General features: G+C 68.3%; 10 protein-coding genes. 6 read left to right on the top strand and 4 right to left on the bottom strand.

Annotated features, from left to right (window positions below; all coding sequences use genetic code 11):
• Positions 1-9: 9 nt before the first annotated feature.
• Together LFT45_RS09165 and LFT45_RS09170 are read right to left on the bottom strand one after the other, a co-directional pair.
• Positions 10-528 carry a DinB family protein gene (locus LFT45_RS09165; RefSeq protein WP_236808028.1) on the bottom strand — a complete coding sequence of 173 codons (519 nt, stop codon included), beginning with the start codon at positions 526-528 and terminating at the stop codon, positions 10-12.
• Between the two features lie 9 nt (positions 529-537).
• On the bottom strand, positions 538-3,054 hold the full coding sequence (locus LFT45_RS09170; protein ID WP_236808029.1) for a DNA gyrase/topoisomerase IV subunit A: 2,517 nt from the start codon (positions 3,052-3,054) through the stop codon (positions 538-540).
• A gap of 56 nt (positions 3,055-3,110) precedes the next feature.
• Between LFT45_RS09170 and LFT45_RS09175 the strand changes: the two genes are divergently transcribed.
• From LFT45_RS09175 to LFT45_RS09190, 4 genes are read left to right on the top strand one after another with little or no spacing between them, the layout of a single operon-like run.
• Positions 3,111-5,801 (top strand): bifunctional acetate--CoA ligase family protein/GNAT family N-acetyltransferase, encoded by a 2,691-nt coding sequence (locus tag LFT45_RS09175; protein ID WP_236808030.1) that lies wholly within the window; start codon positions 3,111-3,113, stop codon positions 5,799-5,801.
• A 44-nt stretch (positions 5,802-5,845) separates the two neighbouring features.
• A complete protein-coding gene (locus tag LFT45_RS09180; protein WP_236808031.1) occupies positions 5,846-6,586 on the top strand; it encodes a DUF5998 family protein in 741 nt (246 codons plus the stop codon).
• 1 nt (position 6,587) lies between these two features.
• On the top strand, positions 6,588-7,871 hold the full coding sequence (locus LFT45_RS09185) for an alkaline phosphatase family protein (protein ID WP_236808032.1): 1,284 nt from the start codon (positions 6,588-6,590) through the stop codon (positions 7,869-7,871).
• Positions 7,864-8,598, top strand: a complete 735-nt coding sequence (locus LFT45_RS09190) for a thymidine kinase (RefSeq protein ID WP_236808033.1) — start codon at positions 7,864-7,866, stop codon at positions 8,596-8,598. Before LFT45_RS09185 ends, LFT45_RS09190 begins: the two co-directional genes overlap by 8 nt.
• A gap of 10 nt (positions 8,599-8,608) precedes the next feature.
• Here LFT45_RS09190 and sepH read toward each other — a convergent pair whose 3' ends face one another.
• The gene (sepH, locus tag LFT45_RS09195; protein WP_236808034.1) at positions 8,609-10,090 is read right to left on the bottom strand and encodes a septation protein SepH; all 1,482 of its coding nucleotides are present in this window, start codon (positions 10,088-10,090) and stop codon (positions 8,609-8,611) included.
• A 177-nt stretch (positions 10,091-10,267) separates the two neighbouring features.
• Between sepH and LFT45_RS09200 the strand changes: the two genes are divergently transcribed.
• Positions 10,268-10,567: a DUF4193 domain-containing protein gene (locus LFT45_RS09200; RefSeq protein WP_236808035.1), complete on the top strand. Its 300-nt coding sequence runs from the start codon at positions 10,268-10,270 to the stop codon at positions 10,565-10,567.
• 95 nt (positions 10,568-10,662) lie between these two features.
• Here LFT45_RS09200 and LFT45_RS09205 read toward each other — a convergent pair whose 3' ends face one another.
• A complete protein-coding gene (locus LFT45_RS09205) occupies positions 10,663-11,151 on the bottom strand; it encodes a DUF3093 domain-containing protein (RefSeq protein ID WP_236808036.1) in 489 nt (162 codons plus the stop codon).
• Positions 11,152-11,242: 91 nt separating this feature from the next.
• Here LFT45_RS09205 and dut point away from each other — a divergent pair, with 91 nt between their 5' ends.
• Positions 11,243-11,815: a dUTP diphosphatase gene (gene dut / locus LFT45_RS09210; protein WP_236808037.1), complete on the top strand. Its 573-nt coding sequence runs from the start codon at positions 11,243-11,245 to the stop codon at positions 11,813-11,815.
• Positions 11,816-11,838 lie beyond the last annotated feature (23 nt).

Consider the following 11,838-nt stretch of genomic DNA (forward strand, 5'->3'; position numbering starts at 1 on the left):
TGACTCGGGTCAGCCGTCCACGTCCGCAAGGTGATGGACGACGTCGTGCAGGAAATACTGTGCGAGCGTCAGGACGGTGAACTCCGAGCCGTTGCTGCGCAGCCCTGTCCGGCCCCACTGCGACTCCTGCACCCTGGCGAAGGAGGACGCAACCTGCTGGCCCTCCGTGGTGAGCTCGGCGCTCACCACGGCCGGGTCTGCATTCGCGTAGTCGCCCTCCACAGCGGTCCGGTCCTGGTCCCAGTTCTCAAACTGGGCGTCGTCTACCGTGAGCATCAGGTTGAGACGGCGGTCGAAGAGGCTGAACACATCCCTGACGTGGCAGGCGTACTCCAGCACGGACCAGGTACTGCTGTCCGGGCGCTCGCTGGCGTCCGGCCGCCGGAGCACGGCCCGCCAGCGCGGCAGCATGTTTTCGACGCTGCCGGGAACCGTTGACGGCGTGACGGTGGATGCGTCGAAGCCGCACTGGCTGCAGGGGCGGGACAGGACCCAGGTCCAGTCCTTTTCATCCGGGACGATAGGCATGGCAGTAGTCTAGGCGGATTCCGGCCAGGCCATACTCGGACCGATCACATCCACCGCCTGCGAGAGCGGGATGCCCGAACCGTCGCGCCGGCCGTGCTCCTGGGGCAGCGAGCGGGCTACGCCTGCCGACGAAGATGCCTTCGCCGGGCCGTGGCCGGCCCACGCCAGCAGCAGTGTGTCCTCACCCTTCAGGAACCGGTGTGCCCGGACGCCGGCGGTAGCGCGGCCCTTGGCCGGGTATTCGTCAAAGGCCGTCACCTTGGCGGCCCCGGGGGCGGTGCCCGGCAGGGCGCCTTCCGTGCCGGAAATGGTGACGACGACGGCGGCCTCATCGCCGGGGGCGACCGCACCGAAGAACACCACCTGGTCGCCGGGGGCAAGCTTGATGCCCGCCATGCCCCCGGCCGTCCTGCCCTGCGGGCGGACGACGGCGGCGCTGAACCGCAGCAGCTGTGCCTGCCGCGTCAGGAACACCAGGTCGTCGTCGTCGGACCCGGCCGGCGCCACGCCCACCACGGTGTCCTTGTCCTTCAGCGTGATAACTTCCCAGTCCTCGCGGTTCAGGGGGTAGTCCGGCTGCACCCGCTTCACGACGCCCTGCCCCGTGCCGATCGCCAGCACCACATCAAGCGGGGCGAACGCCACGAGGGTCTCACCCTTCAGCAGGGTAATGAAGTCCTTGGCCGGAACACCTCCGGCGAGGTTCGGCAGGCCCGAGACCGGCGGCAGGACGGGCATGTCCATCACCTGGATCCGCAGCATGCGCCCCTGGGACGTGATGGCGGCGATCTCGCCCCGGGCGGAGGTCTTGACCACCGAGCGGAACACGTCGTGCTTGGAGCGCGGTCCGGTCTCGGCCAGGCTGTCCTGGTTGGCGGTCCGGGCGATCTGCCCGGAGGCCGTGAGGATCGCCCAGCACGGGTCGTCCGCGATTTCGAGGGCCAGGGGAGCGGGTTTGCCCTTCGCCCCTGCCTTTCCCTCGACGGCGGCGGCGCTGGCCACAGTCGGGGACACGGCCTCGGATTCGAGGAGCACCGTCCGCCGCGGGGTGCCGTACTTCTCCGCGATCTCCGCGAGTTCGCCGGACACCAGTTCCCGCAGCAGCTGATCGGATTCGAGGATGGCCTCCAGTTCGGCGATCTCCTTGCGAAGCTGGTCCTGTTCCTTTTCGAGCTCGATCCGGCTGTACTTGGTCAGCTGGCGGAGGCGGAGCTCAAGGATGTAGTTCGCCTGGATTTCGGAGAGGTCGTAGATGGACATCAGCCGTTCGCGCGCCGCGGAGGCCTCGTCCGAGGACCGGATGATCTGGATGACCTCGTCGATGTCCACGATGGCGATGAGGAGGCCCTCCACCAGGTGGAGGCGGTCCTTCTTTTTGCCGAGCCGGAACACCGTGCGGCGGCGCACCACCGAGATGCGGTGGTCCACGTAGACGGTGAGCAACTGGAGCAGTCCCAGCGTCTGCGGCTGCCCGTCCACCAGGGTGACGTTGTTGATGCCGAAGGAATCCTCCATCGGCGAGTAGCGGTAGAGCTGCTGGAGCACGGCGTTGGGGTTGAAACCGTTCTTCAGCTCGATGACCAGCCGCAGGCCGTGCTTGCGGTCGGTCAGGTCCACGACGTCGCTGATGCCCGCGAGCTTCTTGCTGTTGACCGCGTCCTTGATCTTCTCGATCACCTTTTCCGGGCCTACCATGTACGGCAGTTCGGTGACCACGAGGCCGGTCCGGCGCGCCGAGAGCTGCTCCACCTCCACCTTGGCGCGGGTCTTGAAGGAGCCGCGGCCCGTGGCGTAGGCGTCCCGGATTCCGTCCAGGCCCACGATGCGGCCGCCGGTGGGCAGGTCGGGGCCGGGGACGAAGCGCATGATGTCTTCCAGCGTGGCGTCCGGTTCGGCGATGAGGTGCCGGGCGGCGGCGATGACTTCCACGAGGTTGTGCGGTGCCATGTTCGTGGCCATGCCCACCGCGATGCCGGTGGTGCCGTTCACCAGCAGGTTGGGGAACGCTGCCGGGAGGACCTCCGGCTGGGTGAGCTGGTTGTCGTAGTTGGGGACGAAGTCCACCACGTCCTCGTCGAGGTGGTCCGTCATGGTGAGCGCTGCCGCCGCCAGGCGGGCCTCCGTGTACCGCGGGGCCGCCGGGCCGTCGTCGAGCGAGCCGAAGTTCCCATGGCCGTCGATCAGGGGCAGCCGGAGCGAGAAGTCCTGGGCCATGCGCACCATGGCGTCATAGATGGCGGTGTCGCCGTGCGGGTGGAGCTTGCCCATGACCTCACCCACCACGCGGGCGCTCTTGACGTGGCCGCGGTCAGGACGGAGGCCCATGTCGCTCATCATGTAAAGGATGCGGCGCTGGACGGGCTTGAGGCCGTCCCGGGCGTCGGGCAGGGCCCGGGAGTAGATGACCGAGTACGCGTACTCCAGGAAGGAGCCTTCCATCTCGGAAGTCACGTCGATATCAACGATGTTTTCGGTGTAGTCCTGGACTGTTTCCCCTGCGGGGGTGCGTGTTTGGCGGCGTGCCATGGGGCTGGTGGATCCTTTTTGGGGTGCACTTCGGGAGGTTTAGCTAGGCTAAGCCTATGGTGGATCAGCCCGGGGACGGCGAATATCCGGAATATTGGGAGGCCGATGTCGTTCTGAGGGACGGCGGCACAGCGCATTTGCGCCCCATCCATCCCACCGACGCGGACGCCGTGCAGTCCTTCCACACGCGGCAGTCACAGAACTCCATCTACATGCGCTTCTTCGCCTTCAAGGAGCGGCTCTCCAGCCGCGAGCTCAAGCGCTTCACCGAGGTGGATTACCGGGACCGGGTGGCCTTCGTGATCACCATCGGCGGGGACATCATCGGCATCGGCCGGTACGACCGGCTGGACGACCCCGCGGAGGCCGAAGTGGCCTTCAACATCGCAGATGCGCACCAGGGCCGGGGCATCGGCTCGATCCTGCTGGAGCACCTCGCGGCGGCGGCCCGCGAAAACGGGATCCGCCGGTTCAGCGCCGAGGTCCTGCCCGAGAACCGCAAGATGCTCATGGTCTTCTCCGACGCCGGGTACGACGTCAAACGCCACTTCGACGACGGGGTGGTGAGCCTGGAGTTCAACATCGACCCCACGGACAAATCACGGGCCGTGATGGAAGCCCGGGAACACCGTGCGGAGGCGAGGAGCGTCCAGGACCTGCTGGCGCCGTCGTCGGTGGCGGTGATCGGTGCGAGCCGGCGGTGGGGGACCGTGGGGTACCAGCTCCTGGAACACATCATCGAAGGCGGCTTTACCGGCCCCGTCTACGCCATCAACCCCGAAGCCTTCGAGCTCGCCGGCATGCTGTCCTTCGGCAAGCTCTCCGAGGTGCCCGGTCCGGTGCAGCTGGCGATCGTCGCGGTGCCCTACGAGGAAGTCCCCAAGGTGGTGGATGAATGCGCGGCCGCCGGTGTCAAGGGGGTCCTGGTGGCCTCCGCGGGTTTCACCGAGGACGGGGAGCGGGGCCTTGCCCGGCAGCGTGAGCTGGTGCGGCAGGCGCGGGCCAACGGGATGCGGGTTATTGGGCCGGCCTCGCTCGGTATCGTGAACACCAACTCCGCGGTGTCGCTGAACGCCTCCATGGCGCCGAGCCTGGCCCTCGGCGGCGGCCTGGGGCTGTTCAGCCAGTCCGCAGCGATCGGGGTGGCGCTGTACGCGGCGTCCAGCCGGCGCCGCGCCGGCATCTCAACGTTCCTGTCGGCCGGAAACCGGGCCGATGTGTCCGGCAACGACATGATGCAGTTCTGGGAGGACGACGCCGACACCACCGCCGTGGGACTGTACCTGGAGTCGATCGGCAACCCTCGCAAGTTCTCCCGCATCGCCCGGCGGCTGGCACGGTCCAAGCCCGTGATTGTGGCCAAGTCAACCTCCATGGGGCTGCAGCTGCCGCCCGGCCATGCCGTGCGAACCACCCAGGCGCCCGCCGATGCGCTGGACTCGATGATGCGCCAGTCCGGCGTGATCCGGGTGGAGACCATCGAACAGCTCATGGACGTGGCGCAGATCGTGTCCGCCCAGCCGCTCCCCAAGGGGGCCGGGGTGGCGGTTTTCAGCAACTCCGGGGCGCTGGGGAAAGTAGTGGCGGACAGCGCCGGGTCCCACGGCCTGGGCGTCGAGGAGCTCGTGACGGAGCTGGATCTGGACGCCGGCATGTCCCGTGCCCTGCCCGCCCTGCGGGACCGGCTCCGGGAAGTCCTGGCCAAAGACGCGGTCCACGCCGCAGTGGTTGCCTTCCTTCCGGCGCGCGGCCTGACCGTGGAGAAGATTGCCGGGGCGCTCGCAGAATCCTCCGCCGAAGCCGGAAAGCCGGTGGTGGCGGCGTTCACCGGCATCCTCGATCCGTCGGTGTACGTGGAAGGCATGGTGGGGGATGGCGCCGGCGCCGCACCGGTGCCGTGCTACTCGAATCCGGGGGCGGCGGTGGCCGCCCTGTCCGCCGTGGTGCGGTACGCCGAATGGGCGGAGCGGGACCAGGGCCTTTTTGTGGATCCTGACGGGTGCGATCCTGACGCCGCGCACGCCGACCTCGAAAACCTGCTGGCCGATGTCCGCGGCGAGCAACTCAAGAAACTCAGTCCGGACGACGCGGCCCGCCTACTGGCGCATTACGGGATCAGGGTCATGCCCTCGGAAGGCTTCGAAACGGACGATGAAGCCGTGGAGGCGGCCGGCAGGCTGGGCTGGCCGGTGGCACTGAAGACCACCGATCCGACGCTGCGCCACCGGCTGGACCTGGGTGGGGTGCGGCTGGATATCCAGGATGCGGACTCCCTCCGGCTGAACATCCTCCAGATGCGCCGGGCGCTGGAGCCCTACGGCTCGGCGTCGCTGGAGGTCCAGACCATGGTGCCGGTGGGCCAGGCCTGTACCCTGCGCGCCATCGAGGACCCGCTGCTGGGGCCCGTGGTGTCCTTCGGGCTGGCCGGCGACGCCGTGAACCTGCTGGATGACTGGGCGCACCGGGCCCCGCCGCTGTCTGCCGGGGACCTGCGCGACCTCATCCGCAGCCCGCGCGCGTCCCGGAAGCTGTTCGGTTACCAGGGCCTGCCCGCCGTGGACGTTTCCGCGCTGGAGGATGTGGCGGCCAGGCTGGCACGGCTCAAGGACGCGCATCCGGAGATAGCACTTGTGGAGTTCAACCCGGTCCTGGCCACGCCGCAGGGGGCGTTCATCCTTGCCGCAGACGTGCGGATCGGCAACGCTGCGCAGCGTACCGACAGCGCGCGGCGGGCGATGCGCAGCTAGCCGCCTGGTTAGCATGTGCCACACCGATCTGTGAAAATGGGGAAATGAGCTCCCAGCCTCCCACCTCGAAGCCTCAAGCGCCCGACCACAGCCCGCAGGCTTTCCACCACAGCTCACACAACCACAGCGTGCAGGGCCAGAGCCTCGACGGCGCCCTGCAGCAGGCCGGCTTTTACCCGCTGCTCGTAGCCGACGTGGTGGATGACGCCCTCGACGGCCGGGACTGCCTTGCACACCTGGTCCACCTCGAGACGCATTTTGACCGCGCCGAGGTCCGCCGGCACATCACCGTCCTGGTCCTGACCGAGGACATGTTGGTGATCACGCACGTGGATGACCAGCAGCTCGACGAGGCGGGCGAGCAGATCGTGGCACAGATTTCCACGGAGTCCGTCCCGGTGGCGCAGATCCGTTCGGTGGTCCTGAGCTACATGTACGCCCAGCCGCAGAACTACAAGCCTTCGGACCCCGTCCGCGAGGTCACCCTGTCCATCGCCTGGTCCGGGGGCCAGCGCCTGGACATGGGTCCGGCGAGCTGCGGCGACCCGCAGTGCGAGGCCGACCACGGCTACAGCGGCACCATCGCCCAGGAGGACATCGTCCTGCGCATCAGCGCCGAGGCGGACGGACTGCAGGCGGTTCAGGATGCCAAGCTATTTGCCCGGGCCCTTCGCGCGGTGAACACCGGATCTCCCACCCCGGTGCGGCATACGCCGTCCGCCACCCACCCGCGTCCCCGCATGGGTGTTTTTGCGAACCGGCTCAGCCGCGGGCACAAGCGCTGAGATGCGGGTACAGGACAACCCTTCCTCAGACGCTGCAACACAACCCACGGAATCCGGGCCTGCCGTAAGCGGCCTGCCGGCCGCCCCGGCCTACGGCCGCCGCTCCGTGGCCGAGGTGCTGGGCAGCGCGGCCGCCAGCCTCGGGGTGCCGGGTTTCGAGAACGCGCTGGGCCTCCCGCAGGCCAAGCGCGTGTGCGTGGTCCTTGCCGACGGGCTGGGACGCAGCCTGCTCAAGCAGAAGAGCGCGCACACCCCCTTCCTCCGGGGCGTCCTGCAGCGGGGGCAGGGTGCCGTTCCCGTCTGGCTGGATGCCGCCTTCCCCTCCACCACCGCAGCCTCCCTTGCCAGCCTGGGCACGGGACTCGCCCCCGGCCAGCACGGACTGGTGGGCTACGACGTCCTGGACCCGGACCAGGACAAGGTGGTCAACATGCTGGGCAACTGGGATGCCGGCGTGGACCCGCAGCAGTGGCAGCCGTTCCCCACCGTCTTCGAACGCGCCTCCGAACACGTTGCCGTCACCACGGTCAGCCTGCCGCAGTTCGGCGGCTCGCCCATGACCCAGGCGGCGCTGCGCGGCGGCACCTTCGTCTCCGGCACCACCTCCCACGCCCGCACCGCGGCGGCGGCCGAGGCCATGGCTGGTGCGGACTCCGCCCTCATGTACTTCTACGTGAACGACCTCGACAAGGCCGGGCACCGGTACGGCGCGCAGTCGCCGCAGTGGGAACACCAGCTTGAAGAGCTTGACGCAACGGTCAAGCGGCTGGATGCGACCCTCCCGGCCGGAACCACGGTGCTGGTCACGGCAGACCACGGCATGTTGGACGTCGCGGAGTCACAGCGCCTCGACTACGCCGCCGATCCCGCCCTCGTGGACGGCGTCCGGCACACTGCCGGGGAACCGCGGATGGTGCACCTGTACCTGGAGGACGACGCCGGCGATGCCGCACGCGAGCGTCTCCTGGCGGCCTGGCGGGCCCGCTTCGGCGACAGGATCTGGGCCTTCACCAGGGCGGAAGCCGTGGCTGCAGGGCTCTTCGGAACGGTCCGGCCCGAGGTCACGGGTCGGCTGGGCGATGTGATGGTGGCAGCCAGGGACGCTCTGGCGTTCTACGACACGCGCCGGGTGCGGCCAACGGCCATGGAAGTGGTGGGCCAGCATGGTTCCCTGACCAAGGCCGAACGCGAAGTCCCGCTGCTCAGTTTCCGCGCTTCGGGCAAGACAGCCCCGGCCAGAACAGGTTCCGGCAAGGCAGGCGGCCGCCGGGGATCCCGTGGCTGAGCTCGTCTTTTTCTCCGGAACCATGGACTCCGGCAAGTCCACCCTTGCGCTGCAGATGGACTACAACCACCGCGCCCGCGGCCGAGGCGGGGTGCGGTTCAGCCGCAACGACCGCGCCGGCGACTCCAAAATCTCCAGCCGCCTGGGGCTGCAGACCGAGGCCGTGGAAGTCGTCGATTCCACGGACTTCTGGGACGAGGTGGTGCTCCGGCGCACCCAGGGGATCCGCGTAGACTACCTCATCTGCGACGAGGCACAGTTCTATTCAGCTGCCCAGGTGGAGCAGCTGGCACGCGTGGTGGACGAGATCGAGGTGGACGTCTTTGCCTTCGGCATCACCGCGGACTTCCGGACCCGCCTCTTCCCGGGTTCGCAGCGACTGATTGAACTCGCGGACCGGGTGCAGGTCCTCCAGGTTGAAGCGTTGTGCTGGTGCGGCCGGCGCGCCACCCATAACGCCAGGACGGTCGACGGCGTGATGGTCACCGAAGGTGCCCAGGTGGTGGTCGGCGACGTGGACATGGCGGTCGATGCTGCAGCCGTTGAGGCTGCGGCCGGCGATCCCGGCAGTGATGCTGGCCATGCGCCAGTGGTGGGCTACGAAACGCTGTGCCGGAGGCACTTCATGCGCCGCGTCACCGCTCATGGCGCCAGCATCATTGCGCAGCAGGACCAGCTGCTCCCGTTCGAGGTGGACGCCTGCCTGTGGCACGGTGCTGGTAGCTAGTGGCTACTGGCTAGTCGCCGCGGGTGCCGAAGACGATTTCGTCCCAGCTGGGAACACTGGAGCGCTTCGGCCGGGACGGCTGGCGTTCGGGTTCATCCCGGTCCTGATCGGCGCGGGGAGCTCCCTGGCCAGGCTGTGGCCGTGCCCCGTCCATCCGGCTCCCCTCCATGCGGCGCCTGGCGTTGCCGCGGCCCAGGAGTTCATCCAGTCCCGGGTTGGCAGGCGCCGGACGGCCGGTAACCGGGCCGGTGGCCTGCGCCGCCGGTGATCCAGGCTCGTCAGGCTTGGCCGGACTGTCTTGTCCGGCTGCCGGGTGACCCGGGACGATGGTGATTTCGCGCGTGTGGGTGCTGACGCCGTCGTGCAGCTTCAGCGACTCGTCCTCGGCGTCCTCCTCATGCCGGGGCACCAGGTTGAGGCGGGAGACCATCGATGGCCTGCCGTCACGGCGCCGTGCCAGCGTGAATTCCGCCGCCGGAGCCTCGGCGGCGCCGCCGTCGTCGTTCCCCTCCGGTTCCTGTTCCGCGCCGTCCTGCTGCCCAGCGTCATCGGGATCCACCGAATCTTCTGACTGCCAGGAACCATCGAGTGATGCGGCCTCTGTGCCTGCAGGTTCTTCCTCGGCCCGCGGGTGGGCGGCCGGGACGCCGTTTGCCAGCAGCAGCGCCAGGGCGTCATCGCTGTCCTCATCCACCCCGAGCCGCTGGCCGCGCCGCGAACGCAGCATGTCCAGCAGGCCGTCCGGGTCTTTCTGCTGCTCGGTGCCAGTTCCAGCGCTGGCCCCCATGCCGGTCCGCGCCGCGGCTTCCGCGTCGGTCTCGAAGTCGAAGGGCCTGTCGGACACGGCTGACAGCCGGCGGGCCGGCACAGGTCCGTCCAGGGGCTCCAGTTCGCTGAGTTGCTGGGCCCAGCGGTTCGCGTTCTGCAAAGATTTGCGGGTGGGATTGAAAGTCCACATGGCGGGGGGTTCTTCGCCGATGCTCGCGTGGCCGCCGGGGGCAGCTTCAAACTTGGCCACCACGGTCCAGGTACCGTCCGGCCGGCGCCATGAATCCCACTCCAGAGTGGAGGACTGGATGCCGTGGGCGGTGAGCCGGTGGGCCACCATGTCGCTGAGCGTGGCGGGGGTGTCGCCGAAAGCCGAACGGTAGACGTCGTGCCCCGGGGCAGGGGAGGCAACTTCCACCTTCTGGGCCTGCTGGGCAATGTACGCGCGTTCGGCCAGGACTGGCCCTTCGTACCGCTCGACCTTTTCCTGCGGCATGCCGCAGGCGGCTGCAACCTCGGCAGCAGTGGAACCGCTGCGGATTTTCGCCTGGATGTCGCGGGGGGACATGGCGACCGGGGCCACGGCGGACGAGCGCGCAGCGGGCCGGCTGGCGGCCAGTCTGAGCGCCTCGTTGATGGGCAGCCGGAACATTGCGCCGCCGGTGCCGCTTAACAGGAGATGCTCCCCGTCGTCGTGGACGCCTACAAGCCGTAGATCCTGCATACAATCCTCCACCCTGGCATTACTATCATTCGAAACTCTGCCACCCCGCACTGTCTTTTCCCGTTAGGGCAGAGGGCGCGCCGCGAAATTCCGGGAGTTTTGGGCGCGTATCGGAAGCCCTGGCAGGTGTTGGTTCCGGGTATGGCTTTTCCGCAAGGCAGAGAGGACAATGTGCGCGTGCCGACTGATTATGATGCGCCGCGGAAGTCCGAAGAGGACCTCAGCGAGGACTCGATTGAGGAGCTGAAGACCCGCCGTGTGGAGAAACCGACGGCGGTGGTGGAGGAGGACGAGACCGACCTCGCGGAAGGCTTCGAGCTTCCCGGAGCGGACCTGTCCGGCGAGGAGCTGACGGTCCGCGTGATGCCTGCCCAGGCCGACGAATTTACGTGTGCCACGTGCTTCCTGGTCCGGCACCGCTCCCAGATCGCACGCGAAAGGAACGGACTGCTTTACTGCCGTGATTGTGAAGGCTAGGCGCGACTGAGATGGCCAGGGGCCTGTGCGAGCTAGGGGCCTGTGAGAGCCGGGCGCCTGTGAGAGCTAGGGGCCGGTGAGGGCCGGGCGTCTGCCTACTTCCCGTTGATGGCGGCCGCGAGTTCCTCGGGGCGGCGGGTCGACGTCAGCCAGTACGGCGTGGGGTCCGACGGGTCGGTGATCTCGATCCTGACCACCGGGTCGATCCACCCCCGGATGCACATGTAGGCGACGCCGTTCAGGCGTGTGCCGCGCTCCGCCGTCGCCTCTTTGCCGCGGTGCGCCGCAGCCCCGCCGATCAGGCTGCGTTCGATGCTGGCCCGGCCCACCTGAACGGTGCGCGTGGTCACGGACACTGACGGCGTGGACAGCACGAGCAGTACGGCTTCGATGGCGAACAGAACAGCAGCCGCCGTGAAGCCGGCCACCATGCTGATGGGGGCGAAGACCAGTATGCCGGCCGATGCAATGCCCAAGGCAACAACCCAAATCCAGGCGCCGGGCCACAGCTTCTCGGAGAAAAGCACGGTTTCGTCCGGTGAAGACGGGTTGCGGGAAGGGACGGCGGCGCTTGATTCGGGCATGCCCCCAGCTTAGTGGCCAGTCGTGCGTGCCTTCTGCAGTAGGAGGAGTCAGAGGAGTAGTAGGACTCACGGCGCGATAGAGTGTGGGACTGTGACTGACGAATCAACGGCCATGACATCCCTCGCGCAGCAGGCTCCAGCACAGCAGGCTCCAGTGCAGCAGGCCCCCGCGGCTGCAGCGCAGCCCCCCAGGGCGGAATTCGGAGCACCCACGGTGCAGGTGCAGCTGAAAATGCTCGACGACGGCCTGGAAGCGCCGTCGTACGCCCACCCCGGTGACGCCGGGGCGGATCTGCGTGCCCGCGAGGACGTGGTGCTCGAACCGGGCGAACGGCGCCTCGTCCCCACCGGAGTATCGATCGCACTGCCGGATGGCTTTGTAGCCCTCATCCACCCCCGCTCGGGTCTCGCCACCAAGCACGGCCTGACAGTCGTTAATGCACCGGGGACTGTCGACGCCGGGTACCGCGGAGAGATCGCGGTGACGCTGCTCAACACCGACCGGGACCAGGCCATAGAACTGCGGCGCGGCGATAGAATTGCACAGATGGTGATCCAGCGCGTGGAGCACGCGCAGTTCGTCGCCGTGGGGGAGCTGAACGACTCTGTCCGCGGTGCCGGCGGGTTCGGCTCCACGGGCGGGTTTGCCGTTCCGGGCACGTAGCGGCACAACACCGGCTTAGCTGC

The organism is Arthrobacter sp. FW305-BF8 (assembly GCF_021789315.1).
Lineage (GTDB): Bacteria > Actinomycetota > Actinomycetes > Actinomycetales > Micrococcaceae > Arthrobacter.